General features: G+C 35.4%; 30 protein-coding genes, 1 pseudogene and 1 riboswitch. Of the genes and pseudogenes, 24 read left to right on the top strand and 7 right to left on the bottom strand.

Annotation, left to right across the window (positions count from 1 at the left end):
- Positions 1 to 18 precede the first annotated feature (18 nt).
- Genes MKY00_RS16275 through MKY00_RS16260 form a run of 4 tightly spaced genes read left to right on the top strand, consistent with a single transcriptional unit; the run spans position 19 to position 4,064 of the window.
- Positions 19 to 855, top strand: a complete 837-nt coding sequence (locus tag MKY00_RS16275; protein ID WP_016718062.1) for a DUF4430 domain-containing protein — start codon at positions 19 to 21, stop codon at positions 853 to 855.
- Positions 856 to 877: 22 nt separating this feature from the next.
- Complete coding sequence (locus MKY00_RS16270) at positions 878 to 1,756, top strand: energy-coupling factor transporter transmembrane component T (RefSeq protein WP_029141156.1); 879 nt, start codon at positions 878 to 880, stop codon at positions 1,754 to 1,756.
- Entirely contained in the window at positions 1,729 to 3,390 is a 1,662-nt protein-coding gene (locus MKY00_RS16265; RefSeq protein WP_016718060.1) for an ABC transporter ATP-binding protein, read from the top strand. Before MKY00_RS16270 ends, MKY00_RS16265 begins: the two co-directional genes overlap by 28 nt.
- Positions 3,363 to 4,064 (top strand): ECF transporter S component, encoded by a 702-nt coding sequence (locus MKY00_RS16260; RefSeq protein ID WP_016718059.1) that lies wholly within the window; start codon positions 3,363 to 3,365, stop codon positions 4,062 to 4,064. The genes MKY00_RS16265 and MKY00_RS16260 overlap by 28 nt, the downstream gene beginning before the upstream one ends.
- 168 nt (positions 4,065 to 4,232) lie before the next feature.
- Here the strand turns inward: MKY00_RS16260 and MKY00_RS16255 are convergent, their stop codons facing one another.
- Positions 4,233 to 4,424, bottom strand: coding sequence for a hypothetical protein (locus MKY00_RS16255; protein ID WP_000554030.1), 192 nt, complete (start codon positions 4,422 to 4,424; stop codon positions 4,233 to 4,235).
- A gap of 122 nt (positions 4,425 to 4,546) precedes the next feature.
- A riboswitch (SAM riboswitch) is annotated at positions 4,547 to 4,645 on the top strand.
- A 100-nt stretch (positions 4,646 to 4,745) separates the two neighbouring features.
- Here MKY00_RS16255 and MKY00_RS16250 point away from each other — a divergent pair.
- The 6 genes and pseudogenes from MKY00_RS16250 to MKY00_RS16225 all read left to right on the top strand — a co-directional run bounded on the left by MKY00_RS16250 (position 4,746) and on the right by MKY00_RS16225 (position 8,410).
- Positions 4,746 to 5,003 carry a hypothetical protein gene (locus MKY00_RS16250; RefSeq protein WP_016718058.1) on the top strand — a complete coding sequence of 86 codons (258 nt, stop codon included), beginning with the start codon at positions 4,746 to 4,748 and terminating at the stop codon, positions 5,001 to 5,003.
- Positions 5,004 to 5,256: 253 nt separating this feature from the next.
- Entirely contained in the window at positions 5,257 to 5,646 is a 390-nt protein-coding gene (locus MKY00_RS16245) for an SWIM zinc finger family protein (RefSeq protein ID WP_016718057.1), read from the top strand.
- A gap of 22 nt (positions 5,647 to 5,668) precedes the next feature.
- Positions 5,669 to 6,244, top strand: coding sequence for an NAD(P)H-dependent oxidoreductase (locus MKY00_RS16240; RefSeq protein ID WP_016718056.1), 576 nt, complete (start codon positions 5,669 to 5,671; stop codon positions 6,242 to 6,244).
- A gap of 227 nt (positions 6,245 to 6,471) precedes the next feature.
- Complete coding sequence (gene tnpA, locus MKY00_RS16235; RefSeq protein WP_000606465.1) at positions 6,472 to 6,873, top strand: IS200/IS605 family transposase; 402 nt, start codon at positions 6,472 to 6,474, stop codon at positions 6,871 to 6,873.
- A gap of 5 nt (positions 6,874 to 6,878) precedes the next feature.
- Entirely contained in the window at positions 6,879 to 7,958 is a 1,080-nt protein-coding gene (locus MKY00_RS16230) for an RNA-guided endonuclease TnpB family protein (RefSeq protein ID WP_016717819.1), read from the top strand.
- A gap of 120 nt (positions 7,959 to 8,078) precedes the next feature.
- Positions 8,079 to 8,410: pseudogene (locus tag MKY00_RS16225) on the top strand (hypothetical protein).
- 28 nt (positions 8,411 to 8,438) lie between these two features.
- Here the strand turns inward: MKY00_RS16225 and MKY00_RS16220 are convergent.
- The gene (locus MKY00_RS16220; protein WP_016718055.1) at positions 8,439 to 9,785 is read right to left on the bottom strand and encodes a short-chain fatty acid transporter; all 1,347 of its coding nucleotides are present in this window, start codon (positions 9,783 to 9,785) and stop codon (positions 8,439 to 8,441) included.
- A 389-nt stretch (positions 9,786 to 10,174) separates the two neighbouring features.
- Between MKY00_RS16220 and alo the strand changes: the two genes are divergently transcribed.
- The 4 genes from alo to MKY00_RS16200 all read left to right on the top strand — a co-directional run bounded on the left by alo (position 10,175) and on the right by MKY00_RS16200 (position 13,321).
- The gene (gene alo / locus MKY00_RS16215) at positions 10,175 to 11,713 is read left to right on the top strand and encodes an anthrolysin O/cereolysin O family cholesterol-dependent cytolysin Alo (RefSeq protein WP_016718054.1); all 1,539 of its coding nucleotides are present in this window, start codon (positions 10,175 to 10,177) and stop codon (positions 11,711 to 11,713) included.
- Between the two features lie 242 nt (positions 11,714 to 11,955).
- Positions 11,956 to 12,513, top strand: a complete 558-nt coding sequence (locus tag MKY00_RS16210; RefSeq protein ID WP_016718053.1) for a TetR/AcrR family transcriptional regulator — start codon at positions 11,956 to 11,958, stop codon at positions 12,511 to 12,513.
- Between the two features lie 14 nt (positions 12,514 to 12,527).
- Positions 12,528 to 12,890: a DMT family transporter gene (locus MKY00_RS16205; RefSeq protein ID WP_001198602.1), complete on the top strand. Its 363-nt coding sequence runs from the start codon at positions 12,528 to 12,530 to the stop codon at positions 12,888 to 12,890.
- Positions 12,887 to 13,321 carry a DUF5360 family protein gene (locus MKY00_RS16200; protein ID WP_016718052.1) on the top strand — a complete coding sequence of 145 codons (435 nt, stop codon included), beginning with the start codon at positions 12,887 to 12,889 and terminating at the stop codon, positions 13,319 to 13,321. The genes MKY00_RS16205 and MKY00_RS16200 overlap by 4 nt, the downstream gene beginning before the upstream one ends.
- Before the next feature lie 145 nt (positions 13,322 to 13,466).
- Here MKY00_RS16200 and MKY00_RS16195 read toward each other — a convergent pair whose 3' ends face one another.
- From MKY00_RS16195 to MKY00_RS16185, 3 genes are all read right to left on the bottom strand, one after another.
- The gene (locus MKY00_RS16195) at positions 13,467 to 14,726 is read right to left on the bottom strand and encodes a serine hydrolase domain-containing protein (protein ID WP_016718051.1); all 1,260 of its coding nucleotides are present in this window, start codon (positions 14,724 to 14,726) and stop codon (positions 13,467 to 13,469) included.
- Positions 14,727 to 14,826: 100 nt separating this feature from the next.
- A complete protein-coding gene (locus tag MKY00_RS16190) occupies positions 14,827 to 16,026 on the bottom strand; it encodes an MFS transporter (RefSeq protein ID WP_341035166.1) in 1,200 nt (399 codons plus the stop codon).
- A 15-nt stretch (positions 16,027 to 16,041) separates the two neighbouring features.
- Positions 16,042 to 16,458 carry a MarR family winged helix-turn-helix transcriptional regulator gene (locus tag MKY00_RS16185; RefSeq protein WP_000343680.1) on the bottom strand — a complete coding sequence of 139 codons (417 nt, stop codon included), beginning with the start codon at positions 16,456 to 16,458 and terminating at the stop codon, positions 16,042 to 16,044.
- A 174-nt stretch (positions 16,459 to 16,632) separates the two neighbouring features.
- Between MKY00_RS16185 and phaZ the strand changes: the two genes are divergently transcribed.
- The 5 genes from phaZ to MKY00_RS16160 all read left to right on the top strand — a co-directional run bounded on the left by phaZ (position 16,633) and on the right by MKY00_RS16160 (position 20,454).
- Positions 16,633 to 17,550, top strand: coding sequence for an intracellular short-chain-length polyhydroxyalkanoate depolymerase (phaZ, locus tag MKY00_RS16180; protein ID WP_139866125.1), 918 nt, complete (start codon positions 16,633 to 16,635; stop codon positions 17,548 to 17,550).
- Positions 17,551 to 17,610: 60 nt separating this feature from the next.
- Complete coding sequence (locus MKY00_RS16175; protein WP_000546488.1) at positions 17,611 to 17,844, top strand: hypothetical protein; 234 nt, start codon at positions 17,611 to 17,613, stop codon at positions 17,842 to 17,844.
- Positions 17,845 to 17,957: 113 nt separating this feature from the next.
- Positions 17,958 to 19,154, top strand: coding sequence for an MFS transporter (locus MKY00_RS16170; protein WP_000058542.1), 1,197 nt, complete (start codon positions 17,958 to 17,960; stop codon positions 19,152 to 19,154).
- Positions 19,138 to 19,338, top strand: coding sequence for an NETI motif-containing protein (locus tag MKY00_RS16165; protein ID WP_000166303.1), 201 nt, complete (start codon positions 19,138 to 19,140; stop codon positions 19,336 to 19,338). The genes MKY00_RS16170 and MKY00_RS16165 overlap by 17 nt, the downstream gene beginning before the upstream one ends.
- Positions 19,339 to 19,728: 390 nt before the next feature.
- Entirely contained in the window at positions 19,729 to 20,454 is a 726-nt protein-coding gene (locus MKY00_RS16160) for a hypothetical protein (RefSeq protein WP_341035165.1), read from the top strand.
- 462 nt (positions 20,455 to 20,916) lie between these two features.
- On the opposite strand, the gene MKY00_RS16155 is transcribed toward MKY00_RS16160, so the two are convergent.
- Positions 20,917 to 21,327: a DUF4279 domain-containing protein gene (locus tag MKY00_RS16155; protein ID WP_016718048.1), complete on the bottom strand. Its 411-nt coding sequence runs from the start codon at positions 21,325 to 21,327 to the stop codon at positions 20,917 to 20,919.
- Positions 21,328 to 21,591: 264 nt separating this feature from the next.
- Here MKY00_RS16155 and MKY00_RS16150 point away from each other — a divergent pair, with 264 nt between their 5' ends.
- A complete protein-coding gene (locus tag MKY00_RS16150; protein ID WP_016718047.1) occupies positions 21,592 to 22,050 on the top strand; it encodes a VOC family protein in 459 nt (152 codons plus the stop codon).
- Between the two features lie 118 nt (positions 22,051 to 22,168).
- Here the strand turns inward: MKY00_RS16150 and MKY00_RS16145 are convergent, their stop codons facing one another.
- A complete protein-coding gene (locus MKY00_RS16145; protein ID WP_016718046.1) occupies positions 22,169 to 23,251 on the bottom strand; it encodes an S-layer homology domain-containing protein in 1,083 nt (360 codons plus the stop codon).
- Between the two features lie 322 nt (positions 23,252 to 23,573).
- On the opposite strand from MKY00_RS16145, the gene MKY00_RS16140 reads away from it, so the two are divergent.
- From MKY00_RS16140 to MKY00_RS16125, 4 genes are read left to right on the top strand one after another with little or no spacing between them, the layout of a single operon-like run.
- Positions 23,574 to 23,996 (top strand): hypothetical protein, encoded by a 423-nt coding sequence (locus tag MKY00_RS16140; protein ID WP_016718045.1) that lies wholly within the window; start codon positions 23,574 to 23,576, stop codon positions 23,994 to 23,996.
- Between the two features lie 26 nt (positions 23,997 to 24,022).
- The gene (locus MKY00_RS16135; RefSeq protein WP_016134989.1) at positions 24,023 to 24,328 is read left to right on the top strand and encodes a WXG100 family type VII secretion target; all 306 of its coding nucleotides are present in this window, start codon (positions 24,023 to 24,025) and stop codon (positions 24,326 to 24,328) included.
- Positions 24,329 to 24,350: 22 nt separating this feature from the next.
- Complete coding sequence (locus tag MKY00_RS16130) at positions 24,351 to 25,070, top strand: DUF5081 family protein (protein ID WP_016718044.1); 720 nt, start codon at positions 24,351 to 24,353, stop codon at positions 25,068 to 25,070.
- Positions 25,070 to 25,396, top strand: coding sequence for a hypothetical protein (locus tag MKY00_RS16125; RefSeq protein WP_016718043.1), 327 nt, complete (start codon positions 25,070 to 25,072; stop codon positions 25,394 to 25,396). Before MKY00_RS16130 ends, MKY00_RS16125 begins: the two co-directional genes overlap by 1 nt.
- Positions 25,397 to 25,421 lie beyond the last annotated feature (25 nt).

Raw genomic sequence — 25,421 nt, 5'->3', positions numbered from 1 at the left:
TGAAAGGTGAGAGACAACATGAGTAAGATGAAGTGGTTTATTTCTTTATTGCTTTCACTCGGACTACTTGCCGGATGTGAAGAGGCAGCTGTAAAGCCTGAGAAGAAAGTAGAACCGAAGCAAGAAGAAGTAGCAAAACAAGAAGAGAAAAAAGATGAAGCGAAGCCGGAAGAAAAACCGGAGGAAAAACAAGCTGAACAAGAGCAAAATAAGCAAGAAGAGCAAAAAGAGAAACAAGAACAAAAAGTAGAAGAGAAGCCAAAAGAAGAAAAGCCGCAGGCACAACCGGAAGTAAAGAAGGAAGAAAAACCTCAGGAACAGCCTGCTGTTAATAAACAACCAGAACAACAAAAAGCACAAGAAGAGAAACAACAAGAGCAACAACCGAAAGCACCAGAAGTAAAAGAAGAAGCGAAGGTTGTAAATCAACCGAAAGAAACACCGAAGCAGGAGCAGAAGGTTGATCCGAATAAAGAGGAGAAAACGATACCGACTCCGCAAGTACCAACTCCTGAACCACCAAAACCAAAACCAGATCCAGTACCAGTACCTAAAGCAAAACAAGTTACGATCTCAGTAAAAGGTAATGAAGGATACTTATTAGGTGCGAAAAAGGTGGATGTACAAGAAGGCGATACTGTGTATAAAGTATTGCAGCGTACAGGTTTAGATGTTGATGCGATGGGCTCTAAAGACGGTATTTATGTAAAAGGGATTAATGATTTATATGAAAAAGATATTACCGCTACTAGTGGATGGAAATATCGTGTGAACGGTGCATTTCCAAACCATAGTGCAGGTGTAGTTACAGTAAAACCAGGCGATACAATCGAGTGGGTGTTTGTATTAAAATAAGAAAGGCATTCGGTAAAGGACTATGAAAATCAGTTTTTCTTCTTTACATCCTTTTGTGAATTTTTTCTATTATATCGGGGTGATGATACTATGTATGATGTGTCTTCATCCTCTTTTTTTAATTGGAGCAATTCTATTAATCGTTATAATCAATGTGATGCAAGGGAATAGCGACAAGATAAGAAAGATGTTACCGGGCACAATCGTTTTCTTTATTATGGTCATTTTATTTAATTCGTTATTAACGCATAGGGGCCGAACTACGTTATTTTGGTTAGGTGATAGTCGTATTAAACTTGAGGCAATTATGTTTGGGTTAGTAATGGGGTTATTATTAGTTGCGATTATGTTTACCTTTGCTTCGTATAATGATATTATTTCAAGTCATAAATTTTTATATTTGTTTTCTCGAATTTCACCGAAAGTAGCATTGTTAACGATGATTACAGTGAGATTTGTTCCTTTGTTTATGAGGCGATTACAGAAAATAACACTCGTCCAAAAAACGAAAGGTGTACAGGTAGATGCAGGTTCCATTGTGGAACGTGTGAAAAATGGTATGCAACTATTGCAAGTATTATTAATTTGTTCATTAGAAGATGCACTGCAAACGGCAGATTCTATGCAAGCTCGTGGATTTGGTGTAACGAAACGTACGACATATATTCGCTATAGAATGGAAAAACGAGATTGGTATACGCTCAGTTATTTAAGTATTCTATTTATAGTTGCTATTATATGTAGTACGTATGGCGGGGGAAAGTTAATCATTTATCCGAAAGTCGAATCTATTTTATTTCAGCAATATGATGGGATGATGTTTGTTGTATTTACGATGTTTATTAGTTTACCAATCATAATGGAAGGACGGGAATGGATATGGTGGCGCATGCAGAAATAAACAATTTATCATTTGTATATGCTGATGAAAACGAAAAAGCGTTACAGCATATTTCTCTTTCTGTTCAAAAAGGAGAGTTTATTGTACTTGCTGGAGGATCAGGATCCGGGAAGACGACTTTATTAAAACATTTAAAAAAAGAATTACTTCCAATTGGTAAGCGTACTGGGGATACATATTATGATGGTACTTTATTAGAAAATGTACCGGACTTGTTATCTGCCCAAGAAATTGGCATGGTATTTCAAAATCCAGAAAATCAGCTCGTAATGGATACGGTCATTCAAGAATTAGCATTTTCCTTAGAAAATATCGGATTACCATCACATATTATTCAAAAACGAATAGCCGAGCTTATTAGTTTCTTAGGATTTCAAGATTTATTGCATCAATCTGTTCATACGTTATCTGGCGGGCAGAAGCAACTTGTCAATTTAGCTGCCGTATTAGTTATGCAGCCGAAGTTACTATTATTAGATGAACCAACTGCGCAGTTAGATCCAATTGCTGCGAAAGAGTTTTTAGGGTTGTTAAAGCGTATTAATGAAGAACTTGGCATTACGATCGTTTTAAGTGAACATCGTTTAGATGAGGTAATACCACTTGCTACGCGCGTTATTTGTATGAGTAACGGCCAAATCGTGTATGACGGTAGTCCGAAAACAGTTGTAGCAAATATGTGGGAAGTAGAAGGATTTCGTCCATTTATTCCACAAATCCCAAGATTGTTTTTAGAGTGGAATGCGAAAGATATACCATTTACAGTGCGAGAAGCACAAATGAAAATGAATGATTTTTCAGCGATATCATATGTAAATGAGCCAATAGTACAAAGGGAAAAGCAAGAAGTCATTTTAAGTGCAGAGCATATTTCGTTTCAATATGAAAAGAATAGTCCGCTCATTTTACGAGATTTAACAGTATCGATTGAAAAAGGAAAATGGGTAGCTCTCGTTGGAAAAAATGGCACAGGGAAGTCTACACTGCTAACGATTTTAGCGGGATTACAAAAAGCGAGAAGAGGGAAAGTAAAGTGGAATGGGAAAGTGATACATAAAATTGATTCGAAAGAACGATTTAAAAGTATCGGGTATGTATCGCAGCATCCATATTATCATTTTACATTTGATACAGTGTGGGACGAGGTGTATGAACGAGCGCGTGAATTATACGGAGAACAAGGAAAAGAAATAGCAGAACAGCAGCTTAAAAAGTTTTGGCTATATGCACTTAAAGAACGCCATCCGCATGATTGTAGCGGGGGAGAGCAACAATTACTTGCATTATGTACGACGTTATTGTCAAAGCCGACTTTATTATTACTGGATGAACCGACAAAAGGACTAGATCCGTGGAAGAAAGAAAGGGTAGGAGAGTTATTTAGGAAACTGCAAAAAGAAGGGACAACAATTGTAATGGCAACGCATGATATTGAGTTTGCAGCGAAATACGTGGATCAATGTATGATGTTATTTGATGGAGCAGTCATTATGAATGATGCACCGAAAGAATTTTTTAGTGGCAACTTCTTTTATACAACCTCTATCAATCGATTTATTCGAAAAGAATTGCCATATGCATTAACGTGGGAGGATGTGTACGAAGCGTGTCCAAACGATATGTTGCATTCATAATATGTATTTTTGCAGTGATGATAGGTACATTACTTTTTACTACACTTATCATGGACGGTTATTACATGTTAAGTAGTTTGTTTTTATTAGTTGTTATTATGTTACCTTTCTATATCCGTTTTGAAAAGAAGGCGTTTGTTTCACGTGAAATTGTTCTCGTTGCTGTGTTAGCAGCAATTGCAGCAGTGAGTCGTGTACCATTTTCTCTTTTACCAAGTGTACAGCCGACTTCTTTTGTCATTATTGTTTCTGCAATTGTGTTTGGAAGTGAAACTGGTTTTATGATTGGTGCAACAGCGGCTATCGTATCTAACATTTTTTTAGGACAAGGTCCGTGGACGCCGTGGCAAATGTTTTCATGGGGTATGATTGGCTTTATAGCTGGATTATTGCGGAATACGTTTTTAATGAAAAAGCTATGGGGAAGACTTCTATACGGATTGTTTGTTGGATTTTTATTTGGCTGGATTATGAATTTCTGGGGGCTTCTCGGTTTTATACGAGAGGCGACATGGGAAACAGTCATTTCGTATTATATCGCAAGTTTTTATTTCGATTTGAGCCATGCGATTTCAAATGTTGTGTTCTTACTACTATTTAGTACGTCTTGGATTACGATTCTTACAAGATTTAAAAAGAAATATGGCATATTGGATAAGCATAACATGGTATAGAAAAGCATACTCATATAAGGTAGGGTCGCGACTTACATATTCGTTTGCCTCTTTCATGCTTCTTACATATTGTAAGGAGCATTTTTCTGTATATTTTTTAATTATAACGGCAATAATTATGAAGTATGCCATTTGAAAAAACTTCCCACCTTATGATGGGAAGTTTTTTCACTCTTGTTCTAAAATGTGAACGGTGTAATCGCAGCGTTGAATAGCTTGTTCGATCGCATAAAGAGATTGCTCAATACGAGCGCGATTAAAATCTTTTTCAACAGTCTGTAGTGCTTCTTCTAAACAATGTTTTGCTTCTTGTAACGATTGAAAAGAATCTTGTACATATCCACGAGCATTTTGATGCATTTCATAATCCTCCTTGCATACTCATATATGTATAGTATGAACAGTAAAGAAGAAAATATAATTCGTTATATTTGTTTGACAATTAAAATGAAATTACGTATAGTAAGAATTAAGTGAATATTTTCTTATCCAGAGAGGTGGAGGGACTGGCCCGATGAAACCCAGCAACCGCGATGCAGGTGCTAATTCCAGCAGAACAAATTTGTTCTGGGAGATAAGATGAAGATATATACGTAACTTCTTCTTATCGGAGAGGTTTTTTTATTGCCAAAAAACCGATTACGAAAATTTATATTAAGAAGAAAGGGGTTGCGAAGTACTGTGACACTCGAAAAATACGTAAAACTGCGTAGTACAGTTTATGAATATATGATAGAGCAAGATAAGCCGATATCATTGTTAGATATTCAAGAACATATCGTTTCGCATCATGAAGGAAAATTCACGAAAAAGATGTTACATCAATTTTATTTATCAAGATTATTAGATGAACTGAAACTGGATGGGAAAATTACATTAGCTGATGAATATCTCTATACTGAAAAAGGGATATTTTATAAAGCGAGAAAAGGGAGCTAAGCTCTCTTTTTTTGAAGTATGTAGAGTAAAAGACTGCTTAAGCAGCCTGATACAGGGAATGGTGTTGAGTGTGTAGTGTCAAAAATTGAATGTGCCTGAAAGAGGCAATTCATATCGGCTGCAAATGAAAAGAGACACCTTCGCCGAATAGGTGTCAGTCGTTTTTGTCATATAGACTTGCTATTTGACAGTTATTAGAATAACATGCAGTGGCTCTAGAAGTCAAAAGGGAATTAAAGGAAGAGGTGTTGTTATGTACGCTTATTTAATAAAAGAACTATATAGGTATATCCCGAAACACATTATTGATAGAGGGTATGAATATTATGAAGATGGACATGTAGAAGATGTAGAAATACATAATAATAAAGTATTTGCATTTGTGACTGGTAATGCAGGGAATTATGAAGTAGTGATTGAACTCGATGATTTTTCAGAAAGTAGTTGTGAGTGTCCATATGAAAATTATTGTAAACATATGGCGGCAGTTGTTTATGATATTCAAGATGCTGGTGAGAGTACGGTGAAAGAGAAACTAAAAAAGTTAGAAAAGGAAGAGCTACTAACGGTACTACATCGCTTGTTACAAAGTTCAAAAAACGTGCAAATTGTAGAGAAGATGTTAAAGAAGGGGAAACTTTAACTTATGAGGGAGTTGTTTTGTAGTGAATGTACTAATTGTATACGCTCATCCTAGTCCTTCAAGCTTTAACGCGGCGATTTTAGAGCATGTGCAAAAAGGATTGCAAGAAACTAATCATTCGGTTACAGTACTTGATTTATATAAAGAACAATTTGATCCCGTCCTTGTCTTTAATGAAGAGAAGAAAAGACGTGATTTAGTAAATGAAGAGGAAACAGCCCGGTATAGAACATTAGTAGAAGAAGCAGATATGCTTCTATTCATCTATCCGATATGGTGGTGGGGGATGCCAGCTATTTTAAAAGGATTTATTGATCGCATTTTCGTAGCTGGATTTGCTTATAAATATGAAGGGGCCCTGCCGAAAGGCTTATTGAAAGGTAAGAAGGCTTGGGTAATTAATACGTTAGACTCACCGTTATGGTACGTCGCATTACTATATCGATCAGCGGATTGGATTATAATGAAGAGAGGTGTTTTACGTTTTTGCGGCATTCGCGATATAAAACGGTCAGTATTTCAATCTGTGAAAACGAGTAAACGAGAGAAGCGGGAAAAGTGGTTATTACAAATAGAAGAAAAGGCTCGTACACTATGAATGAAATGGAACGTATTATAAAGTGTTGCGGGGATGACAACGAACTTTTGCGAACGTATATTACAGCCCTTTCCGAACGGGAAAGCCCATCGCCTTTAGGCATGGGATGAAAGTGAGGTTGGATACGGAGTACCACTAAAAATCGCTAAGTTTGTGGTACTTTAAGTATCCAAAATATTGGTATCTTTTGTGGTGTAGTTTAAAAGTAAAACTGATACAATGTGAATATGATAAATGATTATAGAAGAACCAAAACAACTGTGTCATTAATTAACTACCATTTTGTGTTTTGCCCGCGATACAGAAGAAAGATTTTTCTTAACACAAAAGTAGAAGAACGTTTCAAAGAGTTGGTTCAAGAAATATGCGGAGAAATGGATGTTGCTATTGTCGCAATGGAATGCGACAAAGACCACGTTCATTTGTTCTTAAATACACTACCAACACTTAGTCCTGCTGACACAATGGCGAAAATTAAAGGAGTGACATCGAAGCGTTTGAGAGGAGAGTTTCCTCATCTTCAACACTTGCCAAGTCTATGGACACGTTCCTATTTTGTTTCTACTGCTGGAAATGTATCGACTGAGACAATTAAACAGTATGTTGAAAATCAAAAGACGAGGGGGTGAAAATTGTGTCACAAACAATCACAGTCAAAGTTAAATTGCTTCCAACAAAAGAACAAATTCAGTTATTGGAACAAAGTAGCTATGAGTATATCAAAGTCATTAATACACTTGTATCTGAAATGGCTGAAGCGAAGAAGAGCACTAAGAAAAGTACAAAAGATGTTGAAGCTAATCTTCCAAGCGCAGTGAAGAACCAAGCAATTAAAGACGCTAAAAGTGTGTTTTCTACAAAGGTGAAAAAAAGTAAATACAAAGTTATTCCGATTCTAAAGAGACCTGTTTGTGTATGGAACAATCAAAACTATTCGTTTGACTTCATGCACATTTCAGTTCCACTCATGGTAAATGGAAAATCAACTCGCTTAAAGGTTCGTGCTTTATTAACTGATAAATATAATCGCAATTTTAATTTGTTAACACACAAGTTAGGTACACTTCGTATCACGAAGAAATCTAATAAGTGGATTGCTCAAATATCTGTCACGATTCCTACAAATGAAAAAACAGGAACGAAGATTTTAGGGGTAGATTTAGGTCTTAAGGTCCCTGCGGTAGCCATCACAGACGATGATAAAGTTCGTTTCTTCGGCAATGGTAGACAAAACAAATATATGAAACGTAAGTTTCGTAGTGTTCGTAAGAAGTTAGGTGAAAATAAGAAATTAAATGCCATTCGACAACTTGATGATAAAGAACAAAGATGGATGCAAGACCAAGACCACAAAGTAAGTCGTGAAATCATTGACTTTGCAACCGATAATAACATTTCTGTTATTCGTTTAGAACAACTAACGAATATTAGACAGACGGCAAGAACAAGCCGTAAAAACGAGAAAAATCTACACACTTGGTCATTCTATCGTTTAGCACAGTTCATTGAATACAAAGCGAATTTAGTTGGTATTAAAGTAGAATATGTGAACCCTGCTTATACAAGTCAAACATGTCCGAAATGTTCTGAAAAGAACAAAGCACCAGACAGAAAATACAAGTGCCGATGTGGATTTGAGAAACATCGTGATATTGTTGGGGCGATGAATATTCGCTACGCAACTGTGATTGATGGTAACAGTCAATCAGCCTAAGATGCTATACGCACTGTCTTAGGAGGGGCAATGAGATGCCCTCATCTTGAAGTCTGTTCAAAACAGAAATGGACTGCGAACGTTTAGTCATTCAAGAATCCCACCCGTCAATCCGTAAGGATTAGGGCTTGCGACTTTAGTCGTGGGAGTCTCAAATGTTTACTTCAATTGAAAAAATGTAGCGAAACGTTTGAACAAATTCAAAAACAATTAAGAAATGATTATTTAATAAGAGGAATTTGTGAAAGAGAAGTTGATGAGATAGTAATGGGAAGTAAAGAATATGAAACATATTTTCTTCCTAAAGTGTTACAGTGGAATTTTTTGAGGGAACATCCACACCTGATCGGAAAAATTTGCGAAGATTTTTTTGCATTTGAGTCATTACATCTTACGGAGGTAGGTGGGAAACGATTATAAATTGCGTGGGAAATAAGAGATTTATTATATAAAAAAGCTAGTATAAAACTAGCTTTTCGTTTAAATAAATAAGAAACATAGACTTATGATAAATCCTGCATATAGTAAGTTCACGACGCAAAATCCCATAATATCACGAGCGCCTAAACCAGCTATTGCCAATGCGGGTAATGCCCAGAAAGGTTGAATTAAATTCGTCCAAGCATCGCCCCATGCAATGGCCATTGCTGTTTTTGCAGCAGGTACACCAAGTTCAGCACCAGCTGGAATCATAATGGGTGCTTGCACAGCCCATTGACCGCCACCAGATGGAACGAAAATATTAACGATGCCAGCACTTAAAAAAGTAAAGAGTGGGAAAGTCGTTTCGTTTGAAATGCTAATAAAGAAATTTGAAATAGCTCCTCCAAGTGAAAGTCCTTCACTATTTGCTCCAATCATCATCCCCATAATTCCTGCGTAAAACGGAAATTGAAGTAAAATGCCAGAAGCACTTTTTGTAGAATCTGAAAAAGCACGAATATATTGAATCGGAGTACGGTGGAAAATAAGTCCAGCAATTAATAACATAAAAATAACGATATCAAGTGTAAGGTTAAAGCCTTTCGTATAAAAGTAATTGAAAATATAAATGAGACCTAACAATCCAACGCAAAGTGTAATAATGATGCTATTTTCCATTTTCTCAGCGAACGTATTTTTCCCTACTTCTTGAGCGGCAGCTTCTTCATGGAATACGCTAGGATCTACCGTTATCGTATGTTTTTCATCTGGATGCATCGCTTTATTAATGAGAGGCATCGTAACGAGAAAAATAATAACTGGTACAAGTGCGTATGGTGAGAATAATGTTTCTGTTATTGGAATCGCTTCTTTAATACTTCCAGCTGTCGTTTTCATTAACGTTTCGCCTCCAGTTGCTAACGTAAGAGGGATAGAAGCAGAAAGCCCCGCATGCCAAATGAGAAATCCAGAGTAGGAAGAGGCAATGGCTAACCTATAATCTAATCCTTCAAGTTGCCTTGCTACTTCCTTTGCATATAAAACAGATACAACAATACCAAAGCCCCAGTTTATGTACGCCCCTAGTAAACTTACGGTTGAAATGGCAATAATACCTTGTCCATTCGTTTTCGGTAGTTTTGCAGCTTTCGTTAACCATTTTTTAATGAGAGGAGCGTTTGCTAAAGCAGATCCTGTCACGAGTACAAGTGCCATTTGCATAGAAAAGGCGAGAAGTCCCCAAATGCCATTCCCCCAGTGATTAATCATTTCCACAGGTGTTTGATGCGTTGCAAACATGCCGAAGAAAATAACAAATACGGTTAATAAACATGATAAAATAAACGGTTCTGGCAAGAAACGTTGCACTAAGGCGACGCAGCCATTAGTAAAAGAACGAAACAAAATAAATCAACCTCCTTATGCATATGTATTACAATTATTCGAGGTTGTTTCGTTCATAACCTTTTATATTTAGAAAATTCTGATGTTTTATGAAGATTGAAATATTGTCAAGAAGAGTAGTACCATCATCACCCTGGCAGAAAAAGTTGCTTTTCCTCAATATGAAATATTGCATATAAAAATGAATTGATGCAAATGTAAAAGCTTATTATAATGAAAGCATAAATATACAAAACATCTTAATACAGCAAAGAGGAGGAAGTAATATGGAAATCGCAATGGCCGTTTTAAAATTTTTAGGTGGAGTAATACCTTTAGTCCAAGAACTTTTAAAAGCGTTTATGTAAGTTTATTCGTTAGCTATCATGTCTTACTAAAAAAAGAACGGGGTGATTTTTCTGAATATTAAGAAAAATACCAAAAGAAGAAAGTTCCTTGCATGTTTATTAGTTAGTCTATGCACTCTTAATTATTCATCTATTTCTTTCGCAGAAACACAAGCCGGTCGTGCAACTGATATAGCTAAAAATGCTAGTAGCATTGATACTGGTATAGCAAACCTTACATATAATAATCAAGAGGTTTTAGCTGTAAATGGTGATAAAGTAGAGGGTTTTGTTCCGAAAGAAAGTATCAATTCAAATGGTAAATTTGTAGTAGTGGAACGTGAGAAAAAATCACTTACAACGTCACCAGTCGATATTTCGATTATTGATTCTGTAGCAAATCGCACGTATCCAGGAGCTGTACAACTTGCCAATAAAGCTTTTGCAGACAATCAACCGAGTTTATTAGTGGCTAAGAGAAAGCCTTTGAATATTAGTATAGACTTACCTGGTATGAGAAAAGAAAATACAATCACTGTCCAAAATCCGACATATGGTAATGTAGCTGGAGCAGTAGATGATTTAGTATCTACTTGGAATGAAAAGTATTCCGCAACACATACGTTACCTGCAAGAATGCAGTATACAGAATCTATGGTTTATAGTAAATCACAAATCGCAAGTGCTCTTAATGTTAATGCGAAATATCTTGATAACAGTCTAAACATTGATTTTAATGCGGTTGCAAATGGAGAGAAAAAAGTGATGGTGGCGGCATATAAGCAAATATTCTATACCGTAAGTGCTGAACTACCTAACAATCCATCCGATCTATTTGATAATAGTGTTACTTTTGATGAGCTAACTCGTAAAGGAGTAAGTAATTCAGCTCCACCTGTTATGGTCTCAAATGTAGCTTATGGCAGAACGGTTTATGTAAAATTAGAAACAACATCTAAGAGTAAAGATGTACAAGCTGCTTTTAAAGCTTTACTTAAGAATAACAGTGTCGAAACGAGTGGACAGTACAAAGATATTTTTGAAGAAAGTACCTTTACTGCTGTCGTATTAGGCGGAGATGCGAAAGAGCATAACAAGGTTGTTACAAAAGATTTCAATGAAATTCGAAATATTATTAAAGATAATGCTGAATTAAGTTTTAAAAATCCAGCATACCCAATTTCTTATACAAGTACTTTCTTAAAAGATAATGCAACTGCTGCTGTTCATAACAATACAGATTATATCGAGACGACAACGACAGAATATTCAAGTGCAAAAATGACACTTGATCATTACGGTGCATATGTTGCTCAATTTGATGTATCTTGGGATGAATTCACATTTGATCAAAATGGAAAAGAAGTATTAACACATAAAACATGGGAAGGTAGTGGCAAAGACAAAACAGCTCATTACTCTACGGTAATCCCTCTTCCACCAAATTCAAAAAATATAAAAATCGTAGCAAGAGAATGTACAGGTCTTGCATGGGAATGGTGGAGAACCATTATTAATGAACAAAATGTTCCATTAACAAATGAAATAAAGGTTTCAATTGGAGGAACAACATTATACCCAACTGCTACTATTAGTCATTAGGTTGGAGAAAAGCGCCCGGTTTATAAGGGCGCTTTTTAGTAGTGCTTAGTGACCGATATTTTCGATACATTCATTTGACTTTTGAATATGAATGTATGCTCCTCATCGCTCTCATATTTTACCTGTTTCGAGTTGGATAAATAGAAAATTTTAAATGTTTGTTGTGTGTATGGTGTTAAATATTGTGAAATAGAATGGTACCAAAAAAACTGAATTGGTACCAATGGTTTAGGGGGCGGATTATGAAGCAAAGAATAGTAACAGAAACAATTCATCAAATTCAAACGAAGGGGTTTACATTTACAATTAGTGATTTAGCAAAACAATTAGCTGTTAGTAAGAGGACAATCTATGAGCACTTTTCTTCAAAAGATGAAATAGTAGATGAAGTTATTTGTAATGTAATAGAAAGTATTCAAGAAAAGGAAAAAAATATCGCTGAAGATGATACGTTACAAATAGTTGAAAAAATAAGGCTCATTTTAATTTGTATTCCACAACAATTTACATTCATGGATGCACGTTTATTAGTAGAACTAAAAAAACATCATTATTACCAATGGTTAAAATTAGATCAGTTTTTACGTGAAGGGTGGTCTACTGTAATTAGTTTAATAGAAGAGGGAATGAGAGAAGGGAGCATAAGAAAAATTCAAATTCCGTTTTTTATTGAAGTATACTTGGGGGCACTGAATCGCATATATGATCCTATGTTTATTGAAAAGAGTGATTATACATTGGGAAGTATGCTTGAATCGATTATGGATATGTTACTATACGGAATTTCTAATCCGAAATAGAAGGTGGGAGAATAATGCAGTGGATTTATTTATGCTTCGCAATTTTATTTGAGGTAGCAGGTACAACTGCAATGAAACTATCTGATGGATTAACGAAACTTGTACCAAGCATTCTTATTTTTGTATTTTATGTAGTAAGTTTTGCATTTCTGTCATTTGCATTAAAGGGGATGGAAATGTCCGTTGCATATGCGGTATGGTCAGGTATGGGAATTGTAACGATTACAACAATTGGTTTTATTTATTTTGGAGAAAGTATCAATATAATTAAGATACTAGCAATTCTTTTTATTTTAGTTGGAGTCGTAATATTAAATTTTAATAGTACGGCACATGAAGCGAAGAAAAAAGAAATGGTGGAGGAACGTATACATTGAATCGATTAAAGTATTTTTTCCTTATTACTGATCTTGGGTTTGTTGTATATTGGCTCATAACAATTTTTCATATGATTCCGCAAGAATATTTGTTTAAAGATTACCAAGATCCTATTTTAGTAGCATGGAACTGGTCTTTTTTACCCTTGGATTTGTTAATCTTGTTAACGGGATTTCTAAGTTTGTATTTACATTCTAAACAAAAACATATTTGGAGTCACTTTGCGTTCTTATCATTAATTTTAACTTTTTGTTCAGGATTACAAGCGCTAGCATTTTGGACAATCCGTTTAGATTTTGATATGTCTTGGTGGATACCTAATTTATATTTATTAGTTTACCCATGCTTCTTTTTAAAAAGTGTGTGGAGAGAGTGTGGTTCGTATGAGACTAACATGAGAAAAGAATTCATGGAAAGACAGGATCTTTAAGCACATTCGAATTCTAGATGCTACAGCATTTCAGATTCAAAATTAGTTTTTTCGCTAACCATACAGCAGAATTCAAAATAATTTTCGATATGAAGGTTAGTACGTTACTAGAATAAAATAAAAAAGCAATAAGAAAAAGCTTCCACTACTGTGGAAGCTTCTCTAAATGATGTGCAATATCAATATACATATTGGAGTAAACGGAATGGATTTCATTACTTGGCGTAGCATTAGAAGAGAAGTGGACAATTACCATATTGGCTTTCGGATCGATGTAAAGTGTTTGTCCGTAACTACCTAACACTTCGAAAGCACTTTGTTCATTGTGCGGAATCCACCATTGATTATGATAAGAAATGGAAGCGCCAGGGCCAACTGCAAGTTCACCTTCTTGGACATTTTTTATATCTTCAGTAATAGAAGAAGGGAGAATTTGTTTTCCGTTATATTCCCCGTTGTTTAATAGTAATTGCCCGAATCTAGCCATATCTCTAGCAGTTGCATTTAAACCAGCACTAGCTTGTTCAACTTTTGTTTCATCTGTTACGTAATACGCGTTTTCTTCCATACCAATTTGAGACCAAATACGCTCACTAACATTTTCAGCTAATGATTTACCAGTGATCGTTCGAATCACCCAAGCGAGTGTTTCTGCTGATCCGTTATCGTAAGAAAAATCGGAACCAGGCGGTGCAGTTTCTTCTGCTTCTCGTAACATATCATAAATTTTCATCGGGCCGTCGTAATTTTTACCTCGAGGTAAAATATTGCTCGCTAAATATAGTTGTGCATCTTGATTTTCTAATGCTGGATGTTCATATCCGTGAGTAGGATATTCTACAGAAACTTGCATATCCAATAATTGCTGAAGCGAGGCTTTACCAAACGGTGTATTTTTTAATTCTTTTATATATGTGTCAGCTGTTTTTTCTAAGTCAATACGGTTTTCTTCAGCGAGAGATTGTATAATTGCCCCGGTAAATACTTTTGCTAATGACGCCATACCATGAGGTTCGCTCTCGTTATATCCATTGAAATATCGTTCATATACAAGTTGTCCATTATGTACAACGACGAAAGCATCCGTTTTGTTATCATCTAAAAGTTTTTTTAGAGGAGTTGTATTTCCAAATCTACGCTCCACAGCAAAATCGTCTAAGTTTTGCAATGCGGTAGAGAAGTGAAAAACGTGATCCGGGTTATTTTTCACCTCGTTAATTAAAGTGAATTCTTTCATATGTGTATACGACCAACGTAAGTACGGGTCATCTATCCAATTTTTCTTCGTCACGTTATTTTTCGATGGAGTCGTTTTATTATGTTTGAAGTATGTAAAACCGAGCCCTGTAATTACAAATATAAATGTGATTATGAGTAAGAGTAGGGGAGATTTTTTAAGTTTCATATCGGTCCCTCCTTGTTTTTTCTATTATAAGTATACGCTTCAATTGAAAGAAATACAAAATAAGGAAAGTAAACGGGGAAGTTTACTTTCCTTATTTATGTTAAGCGGAAATTTTTCCGTCTGTATGTTGTTTCTTGAACTTTTGTTTTCGTCCGTGTAATCCATAATAAAGAAGTAAAGTGAACGCAACGATAATGGCTGCGATGAAATACATATTATGGTAACTTGATTTCGCTGCGACGATACCTAAAATGAAAGAACCAAAGCCAATACCACTATCAAAGAATGAGAAGTACGTAGCTGTCGCAGAACCACGTCTATGGTTTGGAGCTGCAGAAATCGCAATCGTTTGGAAGCTAGGAATTAATGTTCCGTAACCTAAACCGATTAACATACCTGCGCCAAGGAACCAAAATGAAGTTTGTGCTTGGCTTAAAATGAACATCCCAATTGTGAAAATAATAATAGCTGGATAAACAAGTACATTTTCACCGAAGCGATCAAAAATCTTACCTGTAAATGGACGAGAAATGACAACAACAAGTGCATATAAAATAAAGAAGTAACTTGCAATGTCAGCTAAACCTAGCTCTTTTGCATAAATAGGAATAAAGGATAAAATGCCACTATAAGAAAAGGCTAAAACAAATCCTGTAAGAGCGATTGGAATAGAAGATGGTTCAAGTAAGTCTTTCCATTTCATTTTTTCTCGTTTTTGTTTGCTTACAGGTGCTTCATGTGGAATATTTACAAGTAGTCCTAATAAAAATGCAAGCAATGAAAATATGGAACAAACGATAAATAGTACAGTGAATGAAAAATGAGAAATAATTGTTAAACCTAAAAAAGGACCAATTACCATCGGCAAACTCATAAATACGCCAAAATAGGCAAGTGCTTCGCCGCGTCTATGAGCTGGCGCAACATCCGTGACAATCGTACCAGTTGCTGTTGTTGCCATACCGAACCCAATACCATGTAAGAAGCGAAGGGCAAGTAATAAAAATAAACTTTGCGCACCGAAATACATAACAGTAGCAGCTAAAAATAAAGAAAGTGAAATAAATAATATTTTCTTTCTTCCTAAATCATCGAGCCATTTTCCTGTAAATGGTCGACATAATACAGATGAAATAAGAAATACAGTTGCAACTAAACCAATTTCCTCAGGTTTTCCTTTTAGGCCGTCTATTACATAGACGGGTAAAGTAGTCATAAGCATATAAAATGTTAAGAAGAGAAATAGACTACTAAAACAAGTTCCGAGGAAATCCTTCGTCCAAAGTTTTTCACTTTGCATCGTCATCCCTCCAATTTAATCTAAGTTTTTAATAATTTGTTGTAACACTTGAAATGCTTGATGTAAATCATCTTCGTTAATACCTTCTAGCGTCTTTTCTTCGAAAGTATCAACTTCTTCTTGCCATACCGGAATCATTTTTATCGCTGTTTCTGATAAAGAAATGAGCTTCTCACGGCGATCTTTTCCTTCAGTACGAATAATCCATCCCATCGTTTCCATACGTGTTAACGTACGAGTCATCGTTGGTGATTCAACATTTAAATACTGACATAATTCTGTTTGCGTACAAGAACCAGTTTGATTAATACGGAAAATTACAGCCCATTGCGCACTAAATAACCCAGTGGGAGATACGCGTTCATTAAATTTCTTCGTAAACTTGCGAGAAGTCTGGCTGACAATGTGAAAAAAATGTTGTTTTTCGTCCATGTATGTTGATCCTTTCAAATTAGTTACCTAGCTAACTATATACTTTTTTATTATAATTGTCTAGTAATAGACATGTTGATTTATGTAAAAATTTCGTATCGCTTTTTTGTTGAGAACATACATTCTGCATGTTATTCTTTAATTAAGTAAAGAATTTTCTTTCTATTAAAAAGAATGGGGGAACTTGTGATGATTAAGCCTGCAACAATGGAGTTTGTTTCACTATCGAACGGAGAAACGATTGCGTATCAGGAAGTTGGAAGGCAAAATGCAGAAATTCTTGTACTCATTCACGGAAACATGACATCGTCACAACATTGGGATTTAGTCATTGAAAAGCTGCAAGATCAATACCATATTTACGCTCTTGATTTAAGAGGATTTGGTCAATCAACATATAATAAAGCGATAGATTCCATACAAGATTTTGCAGAAGATGTAAAACTATTTATTGATCAATTAAAACTAGAGAAATTTTCATTAATGGGCTGGTCAATGGGCGGTGGTGTTGCGATGCAATTTACAGCGAATCATCCAACGTTTGTCGAAAAGTTAATTTTAGTAGAATCGGTGGGCATGAAGGGATATCCAATTTTTAAAAAAGATATAAACGGGCAGCCAATCGTATCAAGTTTAGTAAAGACGAAGGAAGAGGTTGCACAAGATCCTGTACAAATTGCTCCAGTACTAGATGCGATAAAAAATATGAATAAATTATATTACCGAACAGTATGGAATCTATTAATATATACACATAATCAACCTGAACCAGATCGTTATGAAAAGTATTTAGACGATATGTTAACGCAACGTAATTTCGTAGATGTGAATTATGCGCTCATTACATTTAATATTTCGGATGAACATAACGGGGTTGTAGAGGGAAATAAGCAAATTCATCGTATTAAAGCTCCGACGCTTGTCATACAAGGTGACAGAGATTATGTCGTACCGCAAGTAGTGGGTGAGGAGTTAGCGAAACATTTGCCGAATGCTGAATTGCAATTATTAGAAGATTGCGGTCATTCACCGTTTATTGATTGTTTAGATGTATTTATAAAACATGTAGAGGATTGGTTAGAACAGAAATAATCCCCGAAATGAAAGGTATTGCATATGCTATAACATTGTATGTAAAAGGGGAGATTATCCATGCATCATCCGCTCTTAATTGCGCATTCACCATATAATCATCATATATATACAAAATTGATGATAGCTCCGCTGTATATGCAGATTTCACCAGCTGTAGTTCCGTTACAAATGCAATATCCGCAACAACCAATCGTTAGCGCACAGCAACACGTATATGGAACTGCATTTTATAAAAATCCGTACTTCAAGCAATTTCATAACAATGTGAAAGCACAAGTTTGGGAAGGATAGGAAGCTAAAAGATTCATTCTTTTAGCTTCTTTTTAATTGCGAATATTCGTACACGCATTTGCAGAAACAGTTTATAATGAAAAGTGGAAAGCGTGAGAAGGAGAGGAAAAGGGATGTCACTGCGTTTTACTTTTTGGATTATGGTTGGGATTGTAGCAATTTCAGGTTTGTCACAAGGTATGCTCTTACCGGCCATTGCAATGATTTTTGAACAAGAAGGGGTTAGTTCAAGTATTAACGGTATTCATGCGACGGCACTATATATTGGGATATTAGTAATCTCGCCGTTTCTTGAAAAACCGATGCAAAAATTTGGAATGAAGCCAATTATTGTGATTGGTGGGTTTCTCGTTATCATTTCATTATTCTTTTTTACACAAACATTTTCGTTTTGGGTATGGTTTATCCTTAGATTTCTAGTTGGAGTCGGAGATCATATGCTTCATGTCGGAACACAAACATGGATTACGACAACATCAGACCCGAGTAAAATTGGGAGACAAGTATCGATATACGGTGTATTCTTCGGAATTGGTTTTGCCGTCGGTCCGTATTTAGCAAGCACTGTACAGTACGGTCTTGCAACGCCATTTATTATATCTACTGTACTTTGTTTAATAGGTTGGCTGTTATTACTGCCAACGAAAAATGCATTCCCGGCGCAAGATGAAAGAGAAGTGAAGAGTGAATCATCCTTTTCTCGTTATAAACAAGTTGTTGGATTAGGATGGATTGCACTGCTGGGACCACTTGCATATGGCGTACTGGAAGCAATGTTAAACAGTAACTTACCAGTATATGCGCTTCGTAAAGGATGGTCTGTTTCAGAAGTATCCTTCTTATTACCAGCATTTGCAGTTGGGGGCATTATTACACAAATTCCGCTCGGTATATTAAGTGACAAATACGGAAGGGACCGTATTTTAACGTGGACGTTCAGCATAAGTACGGGCATTTTCTTGCTAGCAGCCGTATTTGATCAATATTACTGGATCGTCTTTGCCTGCATGTTGTTAGCTGGTATGGTCATTGGATCGTGCTTCTCGTTAGGACTTGGATTTATGACAGATTTATTACCGAGACACTTATTGCCAGCAGGTAATATATTAGCTGGAATCGCCTTTAGTTTAGGGAGTATACTGGGACCTGTATTAGGAGGCGTATTTATAGAAAAAATACAGTATACAAGCTTTTTTATTGCGGTTATGATTATAATAGGAATTCTCGCAATGTTATATATGATTTACATGAAGAATCAATTCGCATCAAGAAAAATAGAAAGTAGGTTAGGGCATGACAAAACAACCTAATAAAAAGAAATTTGAAGTACTCGAAAACGAAACAATTACAGACTGCTTAGCACGTATGGAACAAGAAGGTTACGCACCATCACGTCGCATGGAAGAGCCAATCTTTCATGAAGTGAAGAAAGACGGTAAAACAGTAGTAGAACCGTGCGGTAGGAAGATTGTTTTTGAGGGGAAATTGAAGTAATACAAATAGCAAATTCTCTTTATGGTATAGAGCCACCCAATTCATATGAATTGGGTGGCTTGTTTTGTTACTGAGTAATGAAGGAATAGGTAGATTAGGAATTGAATAGAATGAATGGATATTTTCTAGAGAGGATGAAGTTAGTTGTTCGGGCATGGATTATAGAGCTAAAACTATAATTTTGCAGAGGGAAATAGGCATATGCCATTGATTTTGTTGTCTGTAAGAAGACTTCAATATCATAAATACTATAAATACTATAAATACGTATAACTACTTGTATAGAAAATGTATAATCGCAACGTTAAATCTTCCTGGGAGAGCAGTTACAATAGTTTTGGATTTTAGCTAGTTCAAAATTCAGCGTGCAAGCGAGGTGGAGTTCAAAATATGGAAGGAAATCAAAATGAGCGAATTCTTTATGCGGTTTTTGAGAATGAAATGAAACTACCGATTTTGGATATTACGCATCCCTTGTTCAACGCAAGTATTGATGAACAGGCGTATCATTTGAATTGCCTTAAATCAGCACGGAGCATTGAAGCATTAAAAAAGATGCCGGGTTTTATTCAGAACATTTTTGTGAAAATGTCGAATGTTGATGATTCTTATCTTAGTGGTATGCGTACGTTACTGTACAAACTTGGACCTGATTTAAGTAAGGGGATAAAATTAGGCTTCCGGGACAAGTGGGCGGTAAAGCAAACCTCTTTTATGGGGCTTCGGATTAGGCTGAGGGATCTTTGCAGACAGCAGTCGGAACTTTTGTTGCCTCAGCTTAGGGCGTTTCCTGAACGTGGCCTTTGTTTTTTTAATATTGCTGGTGGAGCTGCTGCAGACAGTATCAATACTTTGATTTTAATTCAGGAATCGGACCCAGAATTACTTAAGGGACGAAAGGTTGGAATTAACATTTTAGATATTGATACGTACGGCCCTAATTTCGCAAAGCGGTGCATCGATGCTTTGAAGCAACCGGGAGAACGCTTTTATGGCCTTGATATAACACTTAACACAATACATTATAACTGGAGCCAATCGGAGTCATTATTAAAAATGAGCTTGGATCATTCAGGTTGGATTCAGCTCTGTTCATCGGAGGGGGGGGCTTTTTGAGTATGGTTCGGATTCGGATATTATTGAGAATTTAGACCGTTTCTTTGAAAATTCCCCAGCGGATGCCAGGGTGACGGGTTCGTTAATTTTCGACCGAGCATATGTTAATCCAGGATATCTTGGGTTTACAGAGTTTATTGGCGTGCAAATTAGATATCTTGGATTGGAAGGATTACAGAAGCTTTTAGCTCAAACCTCATGGATTTTAGAAGAATCGCATGAAATTGAAAAAATTTATATTCTGTTTTCGTTGAAGAAAGCGTGAAATATAGACTGTTTATCACGTATGGACACCATCTCGTCGTATGGAAGAGCCAACCTTTTATGAAGTGAAGATAGACGGGGAAATCAAAGTGAAAAAGGTTACATAAAAATGAATCTGCTTTGTTCTCACAAAATAATTCACACATCTAGTCACATAAAAAAACGCTATTGATTCTAACATCAATAGCGTTTTTATTTTTAGTAAATATATAGATCAAAATGAATTTCTGCTTGAATCGAACTAGCGAAATCAAGTATATCTTTTTGTAAATACATTGCGGGTGATTCGTTATTCTCAATTTGAATGACTACCATAAATAGAAATTCTAAATCATATTTTTTCTTAAGCTGTTTTAATGGTTCTGTTTTCTCTTCAAGTGATTTTAGAATAACATGCAACTGATTATTTATATCGTATGATTCTTGATAGCCAGTGCTTAAATTCCAATCCGTCTCTTTTCTATATAGTTTTTTTATGGATACAAGATTTGGATTATCACGTCTTGCGACAATATCACCTTTTTTATAAGTTCTTGTAGGTTCGATATTTAGGGCGTCGGTAATTGCTTCAACAGGGAATATATCACCCGTTATACTAAAATAAGCCATAACTTTGGTTTTATCCAGAATGGTTCCTCCTCTATTGTTAAGATGTCACTCTTATTACATTATAAAAATTTAAGAATGTATTTACTAGAATGTAAATGTGTTTTTGATTGAAATTTGGTGTTGGGATATAAATGATAATGTTAGATATATACCTTTGTAGTAAGGGGGAATTATACAAAAGTAGGATGATTTCAAATGTATTTATTTGTATTATAAAAATAAATTGTTTTTCAAAAATTGGAATGTAGGGGAGGGGAATACATAATGATACAAAGCATATATGAAACGCATTTACATGTGAAAAATTTAGAAAAGGCGATAGATTTCTATCAAAATAAGTTAGGTTTAATATTAGCAAAAAAACTATCGAAAAGGCGGGTTGCTTTCTTATGGGTAGGAGAAAATAAAGAACAAATGCTTGGATTATGGGAAGTACATAGTAATGAAGATTTTGAGATGAAACACTTCGCTTTTCGTGTAGATGTAGCGTTTTTAAAGGTTTCTAAATTATGGTTAGAGAATCGTGGAATAGAGGTAGTAGGGAGTCAGGGGAAAGGAAATGAAGAGCCAATTGTCCAAAGATGGATGCCAGCTGCAAGCGTATATTTTCTAGATTGTGATGGAAATAAATTAGAGTTTATTTCTATGTTATATGATGATCCAGATGAATTAGAATATGCAACGTATTTAAGTGAATGGGAAGCGGAGCACCAAGAAGAATAAAGTGAAACTTTAATCAGTAGGGGTTTTATAGCATTGTATTATGTTAAATAGATAGAGACAAAAAAATCCCTCAAGAAAAGGCATGTTCTTGAAGGATTTTTTTATTGTTTGTAACTTATTAACGATCTTCACGTTTAGATATTTCAGCGCGTTGAATATAACCATCAGAGAAGCTGAAATAAAGAGAATAGCTTCCTCGATTATATATAAAGCCTTCGCTAGTCATATCCTCTCCGATTAAATCGGGCTCACCAAACCACTCTTTTAATTCATTGATAGGGATATCCATTTTCACCCATATATATCTAGCGTCCCAAGGGTACATATCAATATTATAATCGCCGTATACCGCTGTATTAGGTGCATCACATTCTGTACATGGTGCTTTTTTCAAAACATCAGGCACTCCATATTCTTTTTTTACGTCAGATAGCTCTTTACCCAATGAATTTAATGTAAATGGACCAAACGTCCCATTCTGTAAAGCTGTTGTTAACATTTGTTTCATTTCTTCTTTTGTATTGATGTTGAAATTATAATCTCTGTTTTTTGCTATTGCATTATATAAAAATTGTGCATACTCCTCACGTTTCACAAGCGTGTTGCCATTGTAATTACCTGCCTCATCACCGTAGGATATTCGGTTACTACGTAGCGTATTTACAAATTTATAAGCCCAATGATCTTGAGGTACATCTTTAAAGTTATTTTGTCCTTTTGATTGTAATTGAAATGCTTTTTGTAATACTACTGCCATTTCATACCGAGTTAATGCATCATCTGGACGAAAAGCACCTGTTCCATCACCTGTCATAATTCCGGCTTGTACAATCGCTTTAATATCCTTTTCGAACATATGATTTTTAATATCGTTAAACATATTGCTCTGTTCATTGTTTGCTGTTAAACCTAAATAACGAGCGATTAAAGAAGTTACCTGGCCTCTAGTAATATGATCCCCAAAACCAAATTTTCCATTTCCATATCCGTTAAAAAGTCCTGCTGCTGCTAAGTAATCAATAGCATCTTTTGACCAGTGGTCCTTTGGTACATCTGTAAATACAGTGTTCGCATTGCCAGATACTTTATCGTTATTCGTAGTTGTTTGTGCGTTTGCTGTGCCTACCATCGTTGTAGTTACTAGAGCTGCGGTGATTACGAATCCGAAAATTTTTTTAGCTTTGCTTGTTTTCTTCCCCATTTGCGAAAGCCTCCCCAGTTTAATTTAACTTTATTAAACATACGTATTACACATATACATCTAATACAATTAAATGTATACATCGCAATTATAACATGTTAATGATGATCATTTGTCATTTATTTCCTTTATGTGGATAAAATTTCAATAATCTAATTGAAGAAAAATGCGAAAGCTTTTTATAAAATATGGAAATGTTAAAATCCCTTTGATAAAATAGCAATATGCAAAAATAATTATTTATAAATTCTCAATGTAATGAATATTCATGTTCAAATATACGAATTTAACTACATAGTTATTGTAATAAAGGGGGAGAAAGATGTTAGATGAATTGTACAATGCTTTTTTAAATGCATCGGGTTTTACAGAAAGCGCGAGGAAACGAGACCAGTATGATAAATTACATGATTATTTGAAAGATCAAGAAAGAGAGTTAAAGCAATACATTCAAGAGGCTGAATCAGCGAAGAGAGATTATGAGAGTAAAAGTAATGGTTTAGAAGCAAATAAAATTCCAGCAGTGGAATTTGAACAAAAACGTCATGAAAAGGATGAAGACTTACATACAGTATTATCCTATTTTAAAAGTGAATTAAGCAATGTTGGATCTGCGATAGGTACAGCTTATGCAAAGTATTTGGAATATAAAGCGAAAGCAGAAGCGGAGAAAGCGTCAGCATACGCTGCAGCGACCAGAGCTTTTGAAGAAAAGAAAAAGGAAATTGAAAAACTTATCCATTAAGTATACAAAGAATGGAGGGAACTAATATGAGTGGTAAAGAGGTTGAAATTATAGGAAGTAACACTGCAAGTGCCATTTCTTACGCACAAAACATAGAGAACGGCATGAAAGATTCTTTAAATCAAGCGAAAAACTTAAAAGCATACGTTACATGTGCGAAGTGGAATGGAAAAACGAGAGATGCCTTTTTAAGTTATCTTGATTTAATCATTCAATACAACTCAGAAATGGTAGAGGCATTTGAAGGACATACGAAAGCTTTGAAAGAGTTAGAGAAAAGTATTCAAACGTATGGCGATATACCGGAAGTAAGGGCGATAAAAAAATTGTGATGGAGAAATGAGGAATAAAAGAATGGGGAAAGAAATGATTTTTGCACCTGCTGAATTATATGTTCTCGCAGGTGCAGCTGGGGTTACCGATATATTTGGATTGCCAAACCGTGACGCAATTATTTTACTTGATGAAGAATGTGTCACGAAAGCAACTACGAGTTTAAAAGAAAAAGGCTTACTTACAAATGAAAACGGAATTACCCCTGCAGCTTTTCAAATGATTGAGCTATTAAAAGAATATGAAAATTGTCATGAATACGCGAGAATGAATAATGTATTAATTGGCTTTTTGAAAGAGGATAAAGACCGAGTGGCTGTATTAACAGAAATAGAACCAAATAAAAAATACGAGATCGACTATATACCAAAGCCAGACGTATATTTTTCCTTATTAACACGCATCCCTTTCTTATTGAGAGAACCGAGGGAAATAGAAGATACATTTTTCTCAAAGAGAATGACAGAAGAAGAACAACAAACATTTGAGGAAAAAGATTTATCAAATAAAGATGTTATAGCGATAGAAACGTATATGAGGCCTCGGAGTAATAGAGGAGGAAAATGGGAATGTTTCTTATATTTCACTGAAGGAGAAGATTTCGTTCAAATTGATGTAGAACGTAATCGGTATGACTGGGTGAGTCTCTATGCGGTAAATAAGAAATTGTATGACGTGTTAAAAATGCCGTATAAAAAATTAATTGACCCGAGACAATTTTCGTTAGGAGGTATTGAATAATGCAAGTATCAATGGGAGATGGTGGTTCTGGTGGTGGAGAAGAAGTATTAGTTAATTTTCAAGAACTACTTGATATAGTAATGAAATTAGAAGATATATATAAAATCCATGTAGACGTCATTGGAACGAATATTGAGAGTTTATTAAGCAGTGATTTTTATCAAAAAGGTGAAGCGATGAGAGTAATTGAAAAATATCCTGATATATTACACAAAACACTTGAACTGGCTGAACACTATTCGAGGTCGGCGACAGTTGTAGGGAACGTATGTGTAGAAATGCTTAACAAGGACGAACAATTACGTGAAATATTAAGTAAGTTGTAGAAATCACCATACGGCTGGGGGATGA

This window comes from Bacillus sp. FSL R9-9834, assembly GCF_038006905.1.
GTDB classification, from domain to species: Bacteria; Bacillota; Bacilli; order Bacillales; family Bacillaceae_G; genus Bacillus_A; species Bacillus_A pacificus.
Note: the sequence above shows the minus strand (reverse complement) of the source record. Positions and strands in the feature narration are given on the sequence as shown.

What these genes read in the sequence shown, in the direction of transcription:
- MKY00_RS16135 (WP_016134989.1), top strand. Translation starts at nt 24,023, where the DNA reads ATGAGTGGTAAAGAGGTTGAAATTATAGGAAGTAACACTGCAAGTGCC.
- MKY00_RS16160 (WP_341035165.1), top strand. Translation starts at nt 19,729, where the DNA reads ATGGAAGGAAATCAAAATGAGCGAATTCTTTATGCGGTTTTTGAGAAT.
- MKY00_RS16175 (WP_000546488.1), top strand. Translation starts at nt 17,611, where the DNA reads ATGCATCATCCGCTCTTAATTGCGCATTCACCATATAATCATCATATA.
- MKY00_RS16265 (WP_016718060.1), top strand. Translation starts at nt 1,729, where the DNA reads ATGGATATGGTGGCGCATGCAGAAATAAACAATTTATCATTTGTATAT.
- MKY00_RS16155 (WP_016718048.1), bottom strand. Translation starts at nt 21,327, where the DNA reads ATGGCTTATTTTAGTATAACGGGTGATATATTCCCTGTTGAAGCAATT.
- MKY00_RS16195 (WP_016718051.1), bottom strand. Translation starts at nt 14,726, where the DNA reads ATGAAACTTAAAAAATCTCCCCTACTCTTACTCATAATCACATTTATA.
- MKY00_RS16130 (WP_016718044.1), top strand. Translation starts at nt 24,351, where the DNA reads ATGGGGAAAGAAATGATTTTTGCACCTGCTGAATTATATGTTCTCGCA.
- MKY00_RS16165 (WP_000166303.1), top strand. Translation starts at nt 19,138, where the DNA reads ATGACAAAACAACCTAATAAAAAGAAATTTGAAGTACTCGAAAACGAA.
- tnpA (WP_000606465.1), top strand. Translation starts at nt 6,472, where the DNA reads ATGATAAATGATTATAGAAGAACCAAAACAACTGTGTCATTAATTAAC.
- MKY00_RS16145 (WP_016718046.1), bottom strand. Translation starts at nt 23,251, where the DNA reads ATGGGGAAGAAAACAAGCAAAGCTAAAAAAATTTTCGGATTCGTAATC.
- phaZ (WP_139866125.1), top strand. Translation starts at nt 16,633, where the DNA reads ATGGGGGAACTTGTGATGATTAAGCCTGCAACAATGGAGTTTGTTTCA.
- MKY00_RS16170 (WP_000058542.1), top strand. Translation starts at nt 17,958, where the DNA reads ATGTCACTGCGTTTTACTTTTTGGATTATGGTTGGGATTGTAGCAATT.
- MKY00_RS16140 (WP_016718045.1), top strand. Translation starts at nt 23,574, where the DNA reads ATGTTAGATGAATTGTACAATGCTTTTTTAAATGCATCGGGTTTTACA.
- MKY00_RS16210 (WP_016718053.1), top strand. Translation starts at nt 11,956, where the DNA reads ATGAAGCAAAGAATAGTAACAGAAACAATTCATCAAATTCAAACGAAG.
- MKY00_RS16125 (WP_016718043.1), top strand. Translation starts at nt 25,070, where the DNA reads ATGCAAGTATCAATGGGAGATGGTGGTTCTGGTGGTGGAGAAGAAGTA.
- MKY00_RS16205 (WP_001198602.1), top strand. Translation starts at nt 12,528, where the DNA reads ATGCAGTGGATTTATTTATGCTTCGCAATTTTATTTGAGGTAGCAGGT.
- MKY00_RS16150 (WP_016718047.1), top strand. Translation starts at nt 21,592, where the DNA reads ATGATACAAAGCATATATGAAACGCATTTACATGTGAAAAATTTAGAA.
- MKY00_RS16275 (WP_016718062.1), top strand. Translation starts at nt 19, where the DNA reads ATGAGTAAGATGAAGTGGTTTATTTCTTTATTGCTTTCACTCGGACTA.
- MKY00_RS16185 (WP_000343680.1), bottom strand. Translation starts at nt 16,458, where the DNA reads ATGGACGAAAAACAACATTTTTTTCACATTGTCAGCCAGACTTCTCGC.
- MKY00_RS16255 (WP_000554030.1), bottom strand. Translation starts at nt 4,424, where the DNA reads ATGCATCAAAATGCTCGTGGATATGTACAAGATTCTTTTCAATCGTTA.
- MKY00_RS16190 (WP_341035166.1), bottom strand. Translation starts at nt 16,026, where the DNA reads ATGCAAAGTGAAAAACTTTGGACGAAGGATTTCCTCGGAACTTGTTTT.
- MKY00_RS16270 (WP_029141156.1), top strand. Translation starts at nt 878, where the DNA reads ATGAAAATCAGTTTTTCTTCTTTACATCCTTTTGTGAATTTTTTCTAT.
- MKY00_RS16245 (WP_016718057.1), top strand. Translation starts at nt 5,257, where the DNA reads ATGTACGCTTATTTAATAAAAGAACTATATAGGTATATCCCGAAACAC.